17 protein-coding genes are annotated in these 16,854 nt (G+C 68.2%); 5 read left to right on the plus strand and 12 right to left on the minus strand.

What is annotated here, in order from left to right; translation table 11 throughout:
- The 11 genes from ribD to O9344_RS01550 form a co-directional block, all read right to left on the minus strand.
- A complete protein-coding gene (gene ribD, locus O9344_RS01500) occupies positions 1 to 1,128 on the minus strand; it encodes a bifunctional diaminohydroxyphosphoribosylaminopyrimidine deaminase/5-amino-6-(5-phosphoribosylamino)uracil reductase RibD (protein ID WP_298471966.1) in 1,128 nt (375 codons plus the stop codon).
- A 4-nt stretch (positions 1,129 to 1,132) separates the two neighbouring features.
- Positions 1,133 to 1,615, minus strand: coding sequence for a transcriptional regulator NrdR (gene nrdR / locus O9344_RS01505; protein WP_298471967.1), 483 nt, complete (start codon positions 1,613 to 1,615; stop codon positions 1,133 to 1,135).
- A gap of 15 nt (positions 1,616 to 1,630) precedes the next feature.
- On the minus strand, positions 1,631 to 2,935 hold the full coding sequence (gene glyA / locus O9344_RS01510) for a serine hydroxymethyltransferase (protein WP_298471968.1): 1,305 nt from the start codon (positions 2,933 to 2,935) through the stop codon (positions 1,631 to 1,633).
- A gap of 125 nt (positions 2,936 to 3,060) precedes the next feature.
- Positions 3,061 to 3,261 carry a serine hydroxymethyltransferase gene (locus O9344_RS01515; protein WP_298471970.1) on the minus strand — a complete coding sequence of 67 codons (201 nt, stop codon included), beginning with the start codon at positions 3,259 to 3,261 and terminating at the stop codon, positions 3,061 to 3,063.
- Positions 3,262 to 3,375: 114 nt separating this feature from the next.
- Positions 3,376 to 4,641, minus strand: coding sequence for a L,D-transpeptidase family protein (locus O9344_RS01520; protein ID WP_298471972.1), 1,266 nt, complete (start codon positions 4,639 to 4,641; stop codon positions 3,376 to 3,378).
- A gap of 246 nt (positions 4,642 to 4,887) precedes the next feature.
- The gene (locus O9344_RS01525) at positions 4,888 to 5,019 is read right to left on the minus strand and encodes a hypothetical protein (protein ID WP_298471973.1); all 132 of its coding nucleotides are present in this window, start codon (positions 5,017 to 5,019) and stop codon (positions 4,888 to 4,890) included.
- A gap of 8 nt (positions 5,020 to 5,027) precedes the next feature.
- Entirely contained in the window at positions 5,028 to 5,552 is a 525-nt protein-coding gene (locus tag O9344_RS01530) for a winged helix DNA-binding protein (protein WP_298472411.1), read from the minus strand.
- A gap of 462 nt (positions 5,553 to 6,014) precedes the next feature.
- Entirely contained in the window at positions 6,015 to 6,902 is an 888-nt protein-coding gene (mmsB, locus tag O9344_RS01535) for a 3-hydroxyisobutyrate dehydrogenase (RefSeq protein WP_298471975.1), read from the minus strand.
- 52 nt (positions 6,903 to 6,954) lie between these two features.
- On the minus strand, positions 6,955 to 7,428 hold the full coding sequence (locus tag O9344_RS01540; RefSeq protein ID WP_298471977.1) for a DUF6163 family protein: 474 nt from the start codon (positions 7,426 to 7,428) through the stop codon (positions 6,955 to 6,957).
- A 5-nt stretch (positions 7,429 to 7,433) separates the two neighbouring features.
- Entirely contained in the window at positions 7,434 to 8,522 is a 1,089-nt protein-coding gene (locus O9344_RS01545; protein WP_298471978.1) for an enoyl-CoA hydratase/isomerase family protein, read from the minus strand.
- A gap of 13 nt (positions 8,523 to 8,535) precedes the next feature.
- On the minus strand, positions 8,536 to 9,675 hold the full coding sequence (locus O9344_RS01550) for an acyl-CoA dehydrogenase family protein (protein WP_298471980.1): 1,140 nt from the start codon (positions 9,673 to 9,675) through the stop codon (positions 8,536 to 8,538).
- A 191-nt stretch (positions 9,676 to 9,866) separates the two neighbouring features.
- Between O9344_RS01550 and hemB the strand changes: the two genes are divergently transcribed.
- From hemB to O9344_RS01575, 5 genes are all read left to right on the plus strand, one after another.
- Entirely contained in the window at positions 9,867 to 10,916 is a 1,050-nt protein-coding gene (gene hemB, locus O9344_RS01555; protein WP_298471983.1) for a porphobilinogen synthase, read from the plus strand.
- Positions 10,913 to 11,344, plus strand: coding sequence for a hypothetical protein (locus tag O9344_RS01560; protein ID WP_298471985.1), 432 nt, complete (start codon positions 10,913 to 10,915; stop codon positions 11,342 to 11,344). The genes hemB and O9344_RS01560 overlap by 4 nt, the downstream gene beginning before the upstream one ends.
- A 53-nt stretch (positions 11,345 to 11,397) precedes the next feature.
- Positions 11,398 to 12,564, plus strand: a complete 1,167-nt coding sequence (locus O9344_RS01565; RefSeq protein ID WP_298472414.1) for a threonine ammonia-lyase — start codon at positions 11,398 to 11,400, stop codon at positions 12,562 to 12,564.
- Between the two features lie 127 nt (positions 12,565 to 12,691).
- Positions 12,692 to 13,441 carry an arginyltransferase gene (locus O9344_RS01570; protein WP_298471988.1) on the plus strand — a complete coding sequence of 250 codons (750 nt, stop codon included), beginning with the start codon at positions 12,692 to 12,694 and terminating at the stop codon, positions 13,439 to 13,441.
- Positions 13,442 to 13,525: 84 nt separating this feature from the next.
- Positions 13,526 to 14,497 carry a tripartite tricarboxylate transporter substrate-binding protein gene (locus tag O9344_RS01575; protein ID WP_298471990.1) on the plus strand — a complete coding sequence of 324 codons (972 nt, stop codon included), beginning with the start codon at positions 13,526 to 13,528 and terminating at the stop codon, positions 14,495 to 14,497.
- 6 nt (positions 14,498 to 14,503) lie between these two features.
- Here O9344_RS01575 and parC read toward each other — a convergent pair whose 3' ends face one another.
- Complete coding sequence (parC, locus tag O9344_RS01580) at positions 14,504 to 16,753, minus strand: DNA topoisomerase IV subunit A (RefSeq protein ID WP_298471992.1); 2,250 nt, start codon at positions 16,751 to 16,753, stop codon at positions 14,504 to 14,506.
- Positions 16,754 to 16,854 lie beyond the last annotated feature (101 nt).

The raw sequence follows: 16,854 nt of genomic DNA on the forward strand, positions 1-16,854 counted from the left end.
TCAGGCTCCTTGAGCGGCGGGATCGGGGCGGAAGGTTTCGATGAGGTCGCAGCCGGCGGTGCGGCTCTCGGCGAGGCGGTAGCGCTCGGGCATGGGGATGACGAAACCGGGCACGCCGTCGCCAAGTGCGGCCGGCGAGCGCGCGACGATGATTTCGTCAGCCAGCGCCTGCTGCATCAGCGTCGCGCCAAGGATCGGGCCGCCCTCGCTCATGACGCGGGTGATGCCGCGCGCGGACAAGAGCCGGAGCGCGGCACCCATGTCGACGGAGCCGTCGGCGAGGCGGCTCACCAGCATGACCTCGCAGCCGGCCTGGCGCAGCGCCCGCTCGGCCTCGGGCGGTGCGCCGACGGTGGAGACGACCCAGGTCGGCGCGTCGCGCGCGGTGGCGACGAGGCGGGAGGTGAGCGGCAGGCGCAGCTTCGAGTCGATGATGACGCGGATCGGCGAGCGGTCCTCCATGCCGGGAAGGCGGCAGGTGAGCAGCGGGTCGTCGGCCAGCACCGTGCCGATGCCGATCATGATGGCATCGGCCATGGCGCGGACGAGATGTAGCTGGACGGTGGCCTCGGGGCAGCTGATCTGGGTACGCGCGCCGCCCGCGGCCGCCACGAAGCCGTCGGCGGAGAGCGCCATCTTCAGCTGCACGAAGGGGCGGCCCTGGCGCACGCGGGTGAAATGACCGCGGTGATCAAGGGCGGCCTCGGCGGCGCCAACGCCGACATCGACGGCGATGCCATAGGCGCGGAGCATGTGGAAGCCGCGGCCATGGACGCGCGGATCGGGGTCGCCGATGGCACAGACGACGCGCGCGATACCGGCACGGGCGAGAGCATCCGAACAGGGCGCCGTGCGGCCGTAATGCGAACAGGGCTCCAGCGTCACATAGGCGGTGGCGCCATGGGTGGCGCGCAGGCCGGAAGCGGCGAGCGCATGGGCGATGGCCGTCGTCTCGCCATGCGGGCGGCCGCCGGCCTGGGTCACGCCGCGGCCGACAATCACGCCGCTTTTGACGACAACGCAACCGACGGAGGGATTGGGCCAGGCGAGACCGAGATGCCGCCGGCCGAGGCGCAGCGCGTGGTCCATATGGGCGGCATCGACCGCGGTGAAGGCGCCAGCGGCCATGACGCTAGCTGCGCCCGGGCTCGGTCGTGCCGTCGCCGTCCTCTGACATCTCGCCGATCAGCTGCTGGAACTCGCGGGGATCGCGGAAATTGCGGTAGACCGAGGCGAAACGCACATAGGCGACGTCGTCGAGGGCCTTGAGCGCCTCCATGACGATGCGGCCGATATTCTCGGCGGGAATGTCCGACTCGCCGGAGGCCTCGAGCTGGCGGACGATGCCGGAGACGAGGCGCTCGACGCGCTCGGGGTCCACCGGCCGCTTGCGCAGCGCGATCTGGATGGATCGCATGAGCTTGTCGCGGTCGAAGGGCACGCGCTTGCCGGAGCGCTTGACCACGATGAGCTCACGCAACTGCACGCGCTCGAAGGTGGTGAAGCGCCCGCCGCATTCCGTGCAGACGCGGCGGCGACGGATGGCGGAGCCGTCCTCGGTGGGACGGCTGTCCTTCACCTGCGTATCCGCGAACCCACAGAAGGGGCAGCGCACGGCGCGCGCGTCCCGTCAGGAATAGATGGGGAAGCGGGCGGTGAGGTCTTTGACCTTCTCCCGCACGACCGCCTCGACCTGGGCGTTGCCCTCGTCGGAATTGGCGCGGGACAGTCCGTCCAGCGTCTCGGCGATGAGCTCACCGACGCGCTTGAACTCGGCAATGCCGAAGCCGCGGGTCGTGCCGGCCGGGGTGCCGAGGCGGACGCCCGAGGTGACGAAGGGCTTCTGCGGGTCGAAGGGAATGCCGTTCTTGTTGCAGGTGATGTAGGCGCGGCCGAGGGCGGCCTCGGAGGCCTTGCCGGTGAGGTTTTTCGGGCGCAGGTCGACCAGCATCAGGTGGTTATCGGTGCCGCCGGTGACGAGGTCGAAACCGGCGCTCTTCAGCGTCTCGGCCAGCGCCTTGGCATTGGCAACGACGGCGTGGGAATAGGTCTTGAACTCGGGGCGCAGCGCCTCGCCGAAGGCCACGGCCTTGGCGGCGATGACATGCATGAGCGGGCCGCCCTGCATACCGGGGAAGACCGCCGAGTTGAACTTCTTGGCGAGTTCCTCGTCATCGGTGAGGATCATGCCGCCACGCGGACCGCGCAGGGTCTTGTGGGTGGTGGTGGTAGCCACATGGGCATGCGGGAACGGAGAGGGATGGGCGCCGCCCGCGACCAGGCCGGCGAAATGGGCCATGTCGACAAAGAGATAGGCGCCAACCTCATCGGCAATGGCGCGGAAACGGGCGAAGTCCCAGAAGCGGGCATAGGCCGAGCCACCGGCGATGATGATCTCCGGCTTCGCCTCGCGCGCGATGCGGGCGACCTCGTCCATGTCGATGAGCTGGTCCTCGCGGCGCACCGTATAGGGCGCCACCTTGAACCACTTGCCGGAGACGTTGACCGGCGAGCCATGGGTGAGGTGGCCACCGGCGGCGAGGTCCAGGCCCATGAAGGTGTCGCCCGGCTGCATGAGGGCGAGGAACACGGCCTGGTTCGCCTGGCTGCCCGAATTCGGCTGGACATTGGCGAAGCGGCAACCGAACAGCTTGGTGGCGCGCTCGATGGCGACCGTCTCGGCGATATCGACGAACTGGCAGCCGCCATAGTAGCGCTTGCCCGGATAGCCCTCGGCATACTTGTTGGTCATCACCGAGCCCTGCGCTTCCATGACGGCGCGCGAGACGATGTTCTCCGAGGCGATCAGTTCGATCTCATGCTGCTGCCGGCCAAGCTCCTTCTGGATCGCGTCGAAGATCACCGGATCGGTGTCGGCGAGGGACGCGGAGAAGAAGCCATCGAAGGGCTTCGCGGCGGCGGAGGACGAGGACATCCGGATGGCTCCGTGAGGCGGCGGGCACCCGCCGTGGCGGTCGATGATATGGGCTAGCGGGTAGCACAGCGCCGGTGGCAAGTCCAAGGCCGAAGGCGCGCGCGGCACCAGACCTTGTGCCGATGTCAGGACCCCTCCCCCGTATCCTGCATCAGCCGACGCTCCAGCTTACGACGGGCAAGCCGTTCGAGATCAGGGAGGGCGGTGTGCGCCGGCCCCATCACCACCACTTCGGTGCCGGTCTCCGCGCAGATGGCGGCGCAGCGCAGATAGGCGCCGATCACGGTGTGCTCGAAATAGACGGTGCGGCCGGAGGATTCGGGCATGGCCCATCGTGCCACAGCCTCGTTCGCCCGCACCATGACCGAACGCCGCGTCCCAGGTGAAACGAAAAAGCCCGGCGCGAGGCCGGGCTTTTGGAAAAGGCTGCGGGTGTCCGATCAGCGCAGGGCGACCGGCTGGCCCATGCCCGTCGCGGCCTGGGGGCCGATGCCGTCACGCTGGTAGATGTCGTCACGGAACTGCACGAGGCCGTCCGGATTGGCCCAGGCGGTGATATAGACCCAGTAGACCGGGACCGGCTGCAGCGGCTTGGCGTCGACGCGGTCGGTGGTACGGAAGATCCGGTCGATCTCCGAACGGCTCCACTGCGTGCCCTGCAGGATCCAGGCGATGAGCTCGCGGACATTCTGGACGCGGGCGCAACCCGAGGAGTGGAAGCGCTGGTCCTCGCCGAACAGGCCCTTGGAGGGCGTGTCGTGCATGTAGACCGCATGCTGGTTGGGAATGTTGATGCGGACATTGCCCATCGAGTTGCCCTCGAAGGGGTCCTGGCGGAAGCGATAGTTCATCGCCTCCATGGTGTTCCAGTTGATCGATTCCGGCGCCACTTCCTGGCCCTGGCCGTTGAACACGCGGATGCGGTTCTTGGCGAGGTAGTCCGGCTCGGCCTGCATCTTCGGGATCAGGTCCTTGCGGATGATCGAGGCCGGCACGGTCCAGTAGGGGTTGAAGTTGATGTCCTGGACGCGGGTCGAGATCACCGGCGACTGGCGATCGATCTTGCCTACGACAGTGACATGGCGGGAGACGACCGTGCCGTTCTCGACCGCCTCGAGCTGGGCGGCGGGGATGTTCATGACGATGAAGCGATTGCCGAGGAAGCCCGAATAGGCGCGGACGCGGACGAGATTCGTCTCGAGCTGGCGCAGACGCATCTCAGCCGGGACATTGAGGGCGGCGAAGGTGGCATCACGGACCTGGCCATCCGGCGAGATGCCGTGGCGGGTCTGGAACCGCTTCACGGCGGTGTCGACGAAGCTGTCGAAAATGTCGGAGCGGCCGGCGGAGGCGTCAAGATCGCCGGAAGCGATGAGGCGGTCACGCAGGGCGACCACGGCCGGGCGGCGGGCGCCGATGCGCAGGCGCTCACGGTCCGGGACCGGCTGCCAGCCGCCGCGGGAGACGATCTGCTGATACTGGCCGATGGCCATTTCGAGGCCCTGCACCGTGTGCGGACCGAGAACCGGAAAGGGGTTGCGCGCCGAGCGGGTGCGAGAGCCGGCATCGAAGCTGTCGGACCATTCGGCGACAGCGGAGCGGCCCTGCTGGGCGAGGGCGGGAGAGGCGAGCGCGAGGGCCGGCAGGGAGGCCAGGCCGCCGAGCAGCGCGCGCCGGTCGAGCCTGGTGGTGAAGCGATCGGTCAAAGGTCGGCTCCGGATCATCGGCGGGGTGCGCTCCCGCCCGCGGGGAGCAAACACCATTATCCTTAAGGAATGCCAAGCGGCGTTGGCTTCACCTATGGCAATCAATGTGACCAACTCAAGGCGTTTGTGGCAGCTTCCCTCCGCACAGATGCGTGAAAAGGGCGCATGGCAGTCGTGACGTGTCCCAAAACGGCGACGGCCGGCCTCCCGTCGGAAGGCCGGCCATCGCGGTTCGTGTCCCACGTCTCAGTGGCGACGGTTCGCCTCATCGCGGACGAAGAGCGTGGTGCCGGTGACGCCGAGCATGGTCTCGGCGAGGACCAGGACCATGGCGATGCCGGAGAGCAGCAGCGCCATATCGGTGGACAGGAGCGTCATGGATCGCCTCAGAGCCGGTAGAGGATCTGGTCGGTCCAGAAGCGCTCGAGCCGCAGCAGCGACTTGTTGAGCGACTTGAAGTCGTCGAGGTTGACGCCGCCGACCTGCTCGACCGTGCGGACGTGCTTGGCATAGAGCGCCTGCACGATGGCGGCGATCTCGTGGCCCTTGTCCGTCAGCGAGATGCGGACCGACCGGCGGTCGATGCGCGAGCGCTGGTGGGACAGGTAGCCCATCTCGACGAGCTTCTTGAGATTGTAGGAGACGTTCGAGCCGAGATAGTAGCCCTTGGTGCGCAGTTCACCGGCGGTCAGTTCGCGGTCGCCGATGTTGAAGAGCAGCAGCGCCTGGACGGCGTTGATGTCCGAGCGGCTGCGGCGGTCGAACTCGTCCTTGATCACGTCCAGCAGGCGGCGGTGCAGGCGCTCGATGAGCGTCAGGGCCTCCATATAGACGGGGGTGATGGCCTCGAAACGCTCGAGACGCTCGGGGGAGATCGGCGGCGAGGCAACCTCGCGCGTCTTCGTCATCATGCTCATGGGACGCCTCTTGTCCGGGTTGGCGCCGGGGCTGTTTTTTGACCCTCGGCCGAGCGGCCCTGTTCACCGCTCGTGTGATGCCAACCTAGCCCCGTGAATTTTAAGAGCGCCCGAACAAACACGATGAAGGCGGCTTAACCACTATTAGATCAACAAGTTATTGCGTTGATCTCTCGGCAATATCTCATTGTCTTTTCATCAACCGACCGCGTTTTCGGCAAGCTTCCGTCAACGATGGGAAGGGCGGATTTCCAAGGGCACGGGCTGTGATGTTCACAGACTGTTCAGACCCGGGAAAGGCATCGTCAACCAAGGGGCTGTGGCGCGATCCATCGACTGTCTGCGACCGCCGAAACCTCGCGTTCATCATAGCGCCATGACGGCGCGGAAGCCCACGGTGAGGAACTTCCCCGCCGGCAGGGCTTCACCTCTGAAATTCCCTGAGGGAAGGGATGGTCACTTGCCCCGCAGGAAGTTGACGATGCCCGAAAAATCGGTGCCAGCCTCGCCCTGGGCGGCATAGAGCCCGTAGAGGGCGGTCGCCTCGGCGCCGAGCGGCGTGACGGCGCCGGCAGAGCGGGCGGCGTCCTGGGCGAGCTTCAGGTCCTTCAGCATCATCGCGGCGGTGAAGCCCGCCTGATAGCCGCGGTTGGCCGGCGAGGTCGGCACCGGGCCCGGTACGGGGCAGTAGGTCGTGAGCGACCAGGACTGGCCGGACGATTTGGAGGCGATGTCGAAGAGCTTCTGCGCGTCGAGGCCGAGCTTCTCGGCGAGCACGAAGGCTTCGGACGTGGCGATCATGGTGATCCCGAGGATCATGTTGTTGCAGATCTTGGCGGCCTGGCCGTTCCCGGGACCGCCAGCATGGACGATCGTCTTGCCCATGGCCTCGAGATAGGGCTTCGCCCTGGCGAAGGCGGCATCGTCGCCGCCGCACATGAAGGTGAGTGTGCCAGCCGTGGCGCCGCCAACGCCACCGGAGACCGGCGCATCGATCATCGAGAGGCCGCGGGCGGCAGCATCCGATGCAACGGCTCGGGCGCTGTCGACGTCGATGGTCGAGGAATCGATCAGCAGTGCGCCGGCCTTGGCGGAGGCGATGATGCCCTGCGGGCCGCCATAGAGCGCCTTCACCTCGCGGCCCGAGGGCAGCATGGTGACGACCACGTCGCCCTCTGCCACCGCCGCGGCGATCGAGGCGCCGGCAACGCCGCCGGCCGCCACATGGCGCTCGACGGCAGCCGGCGCGAGATCGGTGCCGATGACGCGGTGGCCGGCCTTGACGAGGTTGGCGGCCATCGGCCCGCCCATGTTGCCGAGGCCGATGAAGGCGATGGTGCTCATTAAGTCCTCCCCTGTGGTCGCCCCGGCATGGCCGGGGTGGCGGCTTCGCCGCTCATTCGGTGATGGTGTCGTCGGCCTGGCGCGCGGCGAGAACCGCGACGATGGCGTAGAAGAGCAGCAGCGCCGCATCGGCGGCGGTGGCCGGCCAGGTGCGGGCAGCGAGCTGCACCAAGCCCAGGATGCCACCGGTCATGGCAAGGTCGATGGCGATTGCCACGGCCGTGGCGATGATCCAGACGACGCCGCCCCAGGCCGAGGTCAGCCAGAGGCCGACGCCCGCCACCAGTTCGATGACGGCGAAGAAGACGGTGGAGGCCTGGAGGCCGGGGGGCAGCTCCTCGAAGCCGAGGCCATCGGCATTGGGGCCGCCGCAGATGACCAGCCATCGCGACAGACCGCGGGCGATGGTCATGACCGCGAGCGCCCGCATGAAGATGCGATAAATGCGCGTCCAGTCGATGCCGCGGGCCTCGCCATCGGCGGGGATCGGCGCGTCGCTTGGCGTGCGGAGGCGGGCGGCGGTCATCGGCGTCAGGACCGCGGCAGGGGTGGGGCGACGAGTTCGCCCTCACCGAGGGGCGCGAAATGCGCGGCGACCATCTCCGGCGTCACCGCCTCAACCGCTGCGGGCTGCCAGCGCGGGGCATTGTCCTTGTCGATGATGACGGCGCGCACCCCTTCGTAGAAGTCGTGTCCATGGCAGATGCGGGAGACGATGCGGAACTCGGTCTTCATCGCATCCTCGAAATCCATCGACCGGCCCGCGCGCACCTGCGCGAGCGCGAGCTTCATGGAGGTTGGCGACTTTGCACGCATGGTGGCAAGCGTCTCGCCGCACCAGGCATCGCCTGCAGCCGAAGCCGCGGCGAGAGCCTGCATCACCTTTTCCACCGTGTCGAAGCGGAAGCAGGCATCGATGGCGGCTCTTCGGGCGGTGACGGTCGCCGGCACGGTGGAGGCGTGAGCGAAGCCCTCCAGCACGAGGTCGACGGTCTCGCGGCCGCAGAGCGCCTCGCGCAGTTCCTCGAAGCGCGCGGAGGCGGTGGCGTGGGTGGCAAGACCGGTGGAGAGGGCGTCGCCCTGCTTCATACGCTCGCCGGTCAGCGCGAAAAAGGCGCCGATCTCGCCGGGGATGCGCGGCAGGAAATAGGTGCCGCCGACATCGGGGAAGAAACCGATGCCGACCTCCGGCATGGCGAAGACGAATTTCTCGCCCGCGACCACATGGCTGCCGTTGATCGACACGCCGACGCCGCCGCCCATGACGATGCCGTCGATGAGCGACACATAGGGCTTCGGGTAGCGCTTGATGAGGATGTTGAGCTCGTATTCCTCGCGCCAGAACTGCAAGGCCTCGGCATGACGGCCAGCCTTGCCGAGGTCGTGGAGCACGCGGATGTCGCCGCCGGCACAGAAGGCGCGCCCGCCCGCCCCGGTCACCACGACGCGGGTGACGCCGGGATCGACGGCCCAGGCGTCGAGCGCCTGGCGCATGGCGCGGACCATGGTGAGGGTCAGCGCGTTCAGCGCCTTGGGGCGGTTGAGAATGATGAGGCCGGCGGATCCTCGGCGCTCGAGGAGAACTTCCGGTTCGGCGGGGGCGTGAATCGGCTCGCTCATGCCCTGCCCTCTATCACGCGCCGAGCAGGTCGCGCGAGACGATCACCCGCATGATCTCGTTGGTGCCTTCGAGGATCTGGTGGACGCGGACGTCGCGCAGCACGCGCTCGATCGGGTGGTCGTTGAGATAGCCATAGCCGCCGTGCAGCTGGAGGCAGCCATTGACCACCTCGAAACCGACATCGGTGGCGAAACGCTTGGCCATGGCGGCGAGCGTCGTGGCGCGGGGATCCTTCTCGCCGACGGCGACCGCGGCGCGGCGGACCATGAGGCGGGCGGCCTCCAGCTCCGTCGCATAATCGGCGACGCGGAAGCGCAGCGCCTGGAAATCCTTCAGCTGCTGACCGAACTGCTTGCGATCGGTCATGTAGCCGATGGTGCGGTCGAGGCAGAACTGCGCACCACCAAGCGAGCAGGCGGCGATGTTGAGACGCCCTCCGTCGAGGCCGGCCATGGCGATGCGGAAGCCCTGCCCCTCCTCCCCCACCATGTTCTCGGCCGGCACGCGGACATTGTCGAAATCGACGACGGCGGTGGGCTGGCTTTTCCAGCCGAGCTTCTTCTCCTGTGCGCCGAAGGTGAGACCCGGCGTGCCGTTCTCGACGACGAAGCAGGAGATACCACGCGCCCCCTCACCGCCGGTGCGGGCCATGACAACATAGATGTCGGAGCGCCCGCCGCCCGAGATGAAGGCCTTGGCGCCGTTGATGACCCAGGAATTGCCGTCGCGCACCGCGCGGGTGCGCAGAGAGGCGGCGTCCGATCCCGCGCCTGCCTCGGTGAGGCAGTAGCTGGCGAAGGTGGTCATGGCGCAGAGGTCCGGCACGTAGCGGCGCCTCAGGTCCTCGTGGCCATACGCGTCGATCATCCAGGCGGCCATGTTGTGGATCGAGATATAGGCGGTGGTGGAGACGCAGCCCTGGGCAAGTTCCTCGAAGATTACCGCCGCATCGAGCCGCGACAGGCCGGAGCCGCCGACATCCTCGCGCACATAGATGCCGCCGAAGCCGAGGCTCGCGGCCTTGCGCAGGGTCTCCTCGGGAAAGACGGACCCGGCATCCCAGTCGCGGGCATGCGGCGCCATCTCCGCGCTGGCAAAATCGCGCGCGACCTGGCGGAAGGCTTCCTGGTCCTCGGTCAGGGCGAAATCCATCGGCCACAGCCCCTTGATGCAAGCCTGCCGGTTATGGAGTGATCCGCGCCCGGGTCAATTCGGTCGGGCGGGGGAGACCATTCGGCAGTGCCTTTTCGGAAGGGAGGTCCGTTGTCTGCGGGACTGTTCCGAATAATTCCAGAGTGATATTCAACCATGACCGGCGGCTCCGGCCGCTGCGGAGACCGGTCATGACCCTTCGCGCCCTGCACAAGCCCGCCGCCGACGCGTCCAGCGCCGAAACTCCCCGGCTCGACCTCCAGACCCGCATGCGGCGCAACCGCAAGACCGAATGGTCGCGCCGGCTGGTGCGCGAGAACGTTCTGACCACGAATGACCTGATCTGGCCGATCTTCCTCATCGACGGCAACGAAGCGCGCACCCCCGTGGCGACCATGCCCGGCGTCGACCGTGTGTCCATCGACGAGGCGGTGCGCGAGGCCGAGAAGGCGGCGCGGCTCGGCATCCCGGCGCTCGCCCCCTTCCCCTATGTCGACCCCGCCCTGCGCGATCCCGTCGGCTCGGAGGCCGAGAACAACCGGAACCTGATGTGCCGCGCGGTACGCGCCATCAAGGCGGCGGTGCCCGAGGTCGGCCTCATCTGCGACGCGGCCCTCGACCCCTATACCTCGCACGGCCATGACGGCGTGCTGACCGAGTGCGGCCGCATCCTCAACGACGAGACCGTGGCCATCCTCTGCCGCCAGGCCCAGGCGCTCGCCGAAGCCGGCGCTGACTGCATCGCCCCCTCCGACATGATGGACGGGCGCATCGGCGCCATCCGCGCCACGCTCGACGCCGCGGGCCTCAGCGAAGTGCAGATCATGAGCTATGCGGCGAAATATGCCTCGGCCTTCTACGGCCCGTTCCGCGACGCCATCGGCACCAAGAAGACACTGATTGGCGACAAGCGCACCTATCAGATGGACCCCGCCAATTCCGACGAGGCGATCCGCGAGGTCGAGCTCGATCTCGCCGAGGGCGCCGACATGGTGATGGTGAAGCCCGGCCTGCCCTATCTCGACATCTGCCGCCGGGTGAAGGACACGTTTGGGGTGCCGACCTTCGCCTACCAGGTGTCCGGCGAATACGCGATGATCGAGATGGCGGCGCGAGCCGGCGCCATCGACGGCGAGCGCGCCATGATCGAGAGCCTCGTCGCCTTCAAGCGGGCGGGCTGCGACGGCATCCTCACCTATTTCGCGCCGCGCGTCGCGGGGCTCCTCAGCGCCGCCGCGTGATCCGTCGGGTCCTCGCCGCGACCGTGCTCATCGCTGCCGGCGGCTGCACGCCGGTGGTCGATCCTGCCCGCCTCGCGCTGTGCCGCGAGGTGCTGCCGGCTCTCCATGAGGTCGGAACGGTCATTTCCGGCAATCGCGACGAACCCGGCGACGGCGGCGTGAAGATCACCTATCTCGCCGAGCGCCCGGGCCGTCCGCGCACGGTCCATTCCGCCACCTGCCGCTTCAACGGCGAGGATGCCCATGGCCGGCCGGACCTCGTCGGCCTCGTCACCGAACGGGGGCCGATCTCGGCGGTGCGGCTCCTGATCCTGAAGCGCTGGTGGCTTGGCCAGGTGCCGGCACCGGCCCGCGCCACGACGGTGGACTTCCGCGACGCCTTCCCCGACCTTGCGGGCCTTGCCCCCCGGGCCGGAGACCTGCCTTGAGCCTCACCCTCGCCGATATCCTCGCCGCACGCGAGACCATCGCCGGCCAGGTGATGCGCACGCCGATGCTCCCCGCCCCGCCGCTCTCGGCCATCACCGGCGCCGAGGTCTTCGTGAAATACGAGAACCTGCAGGTCACCAACTCCTTCAAGGAGCGCGGCGCGCTGGTGAAACTCGCCTCGCTGAACGAGGAGGAGCGTCGGCGCGGCGTCATCGCCATGTCGGCTGGCAACCACGCCCAGGCCGTGGCGTTGCATGCGAGCCGCCTCGGCATTCCCGCCACCATCGTCATGCCGGAGACGACGCCCTTTGTGAAGGTCGCCGCCACCCGCAGCCACGGCGCGACCGTGGTGCTCGACGGCGAGACCCTGTCGGAGGCGCAGGCGCGGGCGGAGGCCATCCAGGCCGCCGAGAACCGCGTCTGGGTCCACCCCTATGACGACCTCCACGTCATGGCCGGACAGGGCACGATCGCCTGCGAGATGCTGGAGGACGTGCCCGACCTCGACGTCCTCGTCGTGCCGATCGGAGGCGGCGGGCTGATCGGCGGCAATGCGGTGGCGGCGAAGGCGCTGAGGCCCGGCATCGAGGTCGTGGGTGTCGAGGCGGCGCTCTACCCCTCGATGTGGAACGCCCTCCACAACGAGGCGCGCCCCGTCGGCGGGCCGACGCTCGCCGAGGGCATCGCGGTGAAGATCGTCGGCAAGGCGACGCTCCCCGTCGTGCGCGAGCATGTCTCCGCAGTGGTGCTTGCCAGCGAAAGCGAGCTTGAGCGCGCCGTGAACCTCTATCTCACGCGCCAGAAGACCATGGCCGAGGGCGCCGGCGCGGCGGGCCTTGCCGCCATGCTCGCCGAGCCCGAGCGGTTCCGCGGCCGCAAGGTCGGGCTGATCCTGTGCGGCGGCAATATCGACCCGCGGATCCTCGCCTCGATCATGGTGCGGGAGCTGGAGCGCGAAAGCCGCATCGCCTCGATCCGCGTCACCATCCATGACCGGCCGGGCGTGCTCGGCCATGTCGCGGCGCTGATCGGGCGGCTCGGCGCCAACATCCTCGCCGTCGAGCATCGGCGCTATTTCCTCGACACGCCGGCCAAGGGCACCAAGCTCGACGTCACCGTGGAGGTGCGCGACGGCGCCCATCTCCACGAGATCCTGGCGGCGCTGGAGGCCGAGGGCCTGCCGGCGGTCAGGATCGAGACGGCGGGGCAGCTCGGCTGAGACGCTGAATCACGGGCTCGTGCGTCCGCGAGCGACGGATCAACCTTTGACCCGGGCGACCCGCCGACTATCTTCGGTGATCCGTCGCGGGGTCGCCCGGTCCCGCGATTCGTCTCCGGAACACGCCTTGACGCAGCAACCCCGCGACACCCCCCAGTTCTACCTGACGGCCCCGACGCCATGCCCCTATCTCCCGGGGCAGTCGGAGCGGAAAGTGTTCACGCATCTGGTGGGGCCGCAGGCACCGCATCTCAACGACATCCTCACCCAGGGCGGCTTCCGCCGCAGCCAGTCGATCGCCTACCGGCCGGCCTGCGAGACCTGCCGGGCCTGCGTCTCGGTGCGTGTGCCGGTGGCTGATTTCCGGCCCGGCCGCTCGTTCCGGAAGGTGATGCTGCGGAACTCCGACCTCGTCGGCGAGATGCGCCCGGCCATCCCGACCTCCGAGCAGTACTCGACCTTCCGCGCTTATCTGGACGCCCGGCATCGCTCCGGCGGCATGGCCGACATGACCGTGCTGGACTATGCGATGATGGTCGAGGACAGCCACGTGAAGACGCGGCTGGTCGAATATCGCCGTCGCGATGCGGACACCGCCATCAACGGCCGCAGCAAGGGCGAGCTCGTGGCCTGCGTGCTCACCGACATCCTCGGCGATGGGCTGTCGCTGGTCTATTCCTTCTTCGAGCCCGACCAGCAGAGCCGCTCGCTCGGCACGCTCATCATCCTCGACCATATCGCCCGGGCGAAGGCCATGGGCCTGCCTTACGTCTATCTCGGCTACTGGGTCGATGGTTCGGCCAAGATGGACTACAAGGCCCGCTTCCTGCCGCAGGAGCGGCTGATGCCTGAGGGATGGGCGCGGGTAGAGGCCTGAGGGCCCGCCAGCCGAGACGGTGACCGTCACAGGCACTTCATCGCGATGGTCTAGCGCCAACCCGTCGATCATCGCGGGTGGATCATGCTGTCTCGCCGTCTCCTTCTTGCCGCCGGCGCAAGCCTTGCCGCCGCGCCCTTCGCCAGCGCCTTCCCCGAACGACCCCTGCGCTTCATCGTGCCCTTCGCACCCGGCGGCTCGACCGACGTCGCAGCCCGCCTGCTCGCCGAGGCGCTCGGCCCGGTGATCGGACAGAGCGTCGTGGTTGAAAACCGCGCCGGCGCCAATGGCGCAGTCGCCTCGGAGGCGGTGATCCGTGCCGAGCCCGATGGCCATGTCCTGCTCGTCGCCTCGGCCTCCACCCACGGCGTCAATCCTGCCGTCGCCCGGCGTCTCGGCTTCGACCCCATCGGCGATTTCGCCGCGGTGACCATGATCGGCACCACGCCGCTCGTTCTCGTCTGCCCGCCGGGCTTCGGCGAGACGACGCTCGCCGGCTTCATCGACCGGCTGCGGCGCGAGCCCGGCCGGCACAGCTATGCCTCGGCGGGAGCGGGCTCCATCACCCATCTCGCCGGTGAACTGTTCAAGCTGAAGGCCGGACTGCCGGACCTCGTCCACGTGCCCTACCGCGGCGGCGGTCCCGCCATGCAGGCGGTGCTGACGGGTGAGGTCGCCTTCACCATCGAGAGCGTCGCCTCAGCCGCCTCGCTGATCGAGGGCGGCCGCGTCAAGCCCCTCGCCATCGGCTCAAAGGCCCGCCATCCCGGGCTGCCGGATGTCCCGACCTTCGCCGAGGCGGGCCTTCCGGGCGTCGAACTCGCAACCTGGAACATGCTGCTGGCGCCGCGCGCCACGCCCTCCGCCCGCATCGAGCAGATCGGCACGGCCGTTCGACAGGCTCTGGCAAGCGAGGCGCTGAAGACGCGGCTTGCAGCCGTCGGGACCACCGCGATCGCCGATGCCTCGTCGGAGGCAACCGCGCGGTTCCTCGGCGCGGAGATCGCGGCGTTCAAGGCGGTAGCCGAGGCCGCAAAGATCAGCCTCGCTGACTGACCCGCATCACCCGAACCGGTTCGTCTTCGGGAAGCCCTTCGGCGGCAGGCGGCCGGAATCGGCGCGGTTGCCGATCCATTCAGCGAGGTCGGCCTGCGACACCGTCCAGGTCCGGTCGGAGGAATCCTTCCAGGTGAGGCCATCGGCGAGGGTGAAGGTCTTGAGGTCGACCATGCCGCCCTCCTTGTACTTCTGCAGGCGCACGCCCTTGCCGCGCGCCATCTCCGGCACCTGGTTGAGGGGGAAGACCAGAAGCTTGCGGTTGAGGCCAACGATGGCGACGTGGTCGCCCTCGATGAAGCGCACCGCCGCCAGTTCGTCCGGGGTATCGACGCCCATGACGCCCTTGCCCTTGCGGGTGTTGGCGACGAGATCGTCCTCGGCCACGACGAAGCCGCGGCCCTCGCGCGAGGCGAGGAGCACCTTGCGGCCGCCGCGATAGGGCGTGACCTCGATGATGTCGTGCTCCTGCTCGAGGTCGATCATCAGGCGCACCGGCTCGCCGGCGCCGCGCCCACCGGGAAGCTTCGAGCCTTCCAGGGTGAAGACCTTGCCGTTGGTGGAGAAGACCAGCAGCTTCGATGTCGTCTCGGCGAAGAACGACAGCTTGAGGCGGTCATCGGTCTTGAAGGCGAGGCCGGAGAGGTCCTGCACATGGCCCTTGAGGGCGCGGATCCAGCCCTTCTCGGAGACCACGACGGTGATCGGCTCGCGCTCCACCAGCGCCTCGGCGATGGCGTCGACATCGACCTCGGCGGCCTCGCCGAAGGTGGTGCGGCGCTTGCCGAGCGGCGTCTCCTTGGAGAACTGCTTGCGGACATTGCCGATCTCCCAGGAGACCGTCTTCCACTGCATGGCCTCGGAGGCGAGCAGCTTCTCGATGCCCTCCTTCTCCTTGGTCAGCTCCGCATGTTCCTTGCGCAGCTCGATCTCCTCGAGCTTGGCGAGGGACCGCAGGCGCATGTTGAGGATGGCCTCGACCTGCACCTCGGTGAGGTCGAACCGCGCGACGAGGGCCTTCTTCGGCTCGTCGGCGGTGCGGATGATGTGGATGACCTCGTCGATGTTGAGATAGGCGACGAGCAGGCCGGCGAGCACCTCCAGGCGCTTGTCGATGGCGGCAAGGCGATGCTGCGAGCGGCGGATGAGCACCTCGCGGCGGTGGTCGAGCCACTCGCGAAGCACCTCCTTGAGGCCGACGACCTTTGGCACCTTGCCCTTCATGAGGACGTTCATGTTGAGCGGGATGCGGCTCTCGAGCTCGGTGAGCTTGAACAGGCTCTCCATGAGCAGGGTCGCGTCGACATTGCGCGACTTCGGCTCGAAGACGAGGCGGATATCCTCGGCGCTCTCGTCGCGCATGTCGGCGACGAGCGGCAGCTTCTTCTCGTTGATCAGCTCGGCGATCTTCTCGATCAGCCGGCCCTTGGTGACGCCATAGGGGATCTCGGTGACGACGACGAGATAGGTGCCGCGACCGGTATCCTCCTGGTGCCAGCGGGAGCGGGTGCGGAAGGCGCCGCGGCCGGTCTCGTAGGCCTCCTCGATGGCGGCCCGCCCCTCGATGATGATGCCGCCGGTGGGGAAGTCCGGGCCGGGCACGTGGGCGAGGAGGTCGCGCGTGGTGCAGTCGGGATGGGCGATGATATGCAGCGCCGCGTCGCAGACCTCGGCCGCGTTGTGCGGCGGGATCGAGGTGGCCATGCCGACGGCGATGCCCTGGGAGCCATTGGCGAGGAGATTGGGGAAGGCGCCGGGCAGGACGACCGGTTCCTCGTCCTCCTCGTTGTAGGTCTTGCGGAAGTCGACCGCGTCCTCGTCGATGCCGTCGAGGAGGAGGCGCGCCACCTCCGTCATGCGGGCTTCGGTGTAGCGGTAGGCGGCGGCGTTATCGCCGTCGATATTGCCGAAATTGCCCTGGCCGTCGACCAGCGGATAGCGCTGCGAGAAGTCCTGGGCGAGGCGCACCAGCGCGTCATAGACGGACTGGTCGCCATGCGGGTGGAACTTACCGATGACGTCGCCGACGATGCGGGCGCATTTCTTGAAGGCGGTGCCGGGGTCGAGCTTCAGCAGCCGCATGGCGTGGAGGATGCGGCGATGGACCGGCTTCAACCCGTCGCGGGCGTCGGGCAACGCGCGGCCCATGATGGTGGAGAGGGCATAGGCGAGATAGCGCTCTTCCAGCGCGTCGCGCAGGTTGATGGTCTCGATGCCGTCGTCACCGCCCGGCGGCGGGGTCACGCGCTCGCCCATGGTCTCAGGCCTCGCGAATCGGGGAAAGGGTCATGCCTTCTCGATAGGCGCGGTGGTCCAACAGAACAAGCGGGGAACGGGGAAGGGCTGTGGGCGGCGGC

The sequence above is a fragment of the Phreatobacter sp. genome, assembly GCF_027532945.1.
Taxonomy (GTDB): domain Bacteria; phylum Pseudomonadota; class Alphaproteobacteria; order Rhizobiales; family Phreatobacteraceae; genus Phreatobacter.

Excerpts from the sequence above, each read along its gene's own strand:
- ribD (WP_298471966.1), bottom strand. The coding sequence starts at position 1,128 with ATGGCCGCTGGCGCCTTCACCGCGGTCGATGCCGCCCATATGGACCAC.
- glyA (WP_298471968.1), bottom strand. The coding sequence starts at position 2,935 with ATGTCCTCGTCCTCCGCCGCCGCGAAGCCCTTCGATGGCTTCTTCTCC.
- O9344_RS01515 (WP_298471970.1), bottom strand. The coding sequence starts at position 3,261 with ATGCCCGAATCCTCCGGCCGCACCGTCTATTTCGAGCACACCGTGATC.
- O9344_RS01525 (WP_298471973.1), bottom strand. The coding sequence starts at position 5,019 with ATGACGCTCCTGTCCACCGATATGGCGCTGCTGCTCTCCGGCATCGCC.
- O9344_RS01530 (WP_298472411.1), bottom strand. The coding sequence starts at position 5,552 with ATGATGACGAAGACGCGCGAGGTTGCCTCGCCGCCGATCTCCCCCGAG.
- mmsB (WP_298471975.1), bottom strand. The coding sequence starts at position 6,902 with ATGAGCACCATCGCCTTCATCGGCCTCGGCAACATGGGCGGGCCGATG.
- O9344_RS01540 (WP_298471977.1), bottom strand. The coding sequence starts at position 7,428 with ATGACCGCCGCCCGCCTCCGCACGCCAAGCGACGCGCCGATCCCCGCC.
- O9344_RS01545 (WP_298471978.1), bottom strand. The coding sequence starts at position 8,522 with ATGAGCGAGCCGATTCACGCCCCCGCCGAACCGGAAGTTCTCCTCGAG.
- O9344_RS01550 (WP_298471980.1), bottom strand. The coding sequence starts at position 9,675 with ATGGATTTCGCCCTGACCGAGGACCAGGAAGCCTTCCGCCAGGTCGCG.
- hemB (WP_298471983.1), top strand. The coding sequence starts at position 9,867 with ATGACCCTTCGCGCCCTGCACAAGCCCGCCGCCGACGCGTCCAGCGCC.
- O9344_RS01565 (WP_298472414.1), top strand. The coding sequence starts at position 11,398 with ATGCGCACGCCGATGCTCCCCGCCCCGCCGCTCTCGGCCATCACCGGC.
- O9344_RS01575 (WP_298471990.1), top strand. The coding sequence starts at position 13,526 with ATGCTGTCTCGCCGTCTCCTTCTTGCCGCCGGCGCAAGCCTTGCCGCC.
- parC (WP_298471992.1), bottom strand. The coding sequence starts at position 16,753 with ATGGGCGAGCGCGTGACCCCGCCGCCGGGCGGTGACGACGGCATCGAG.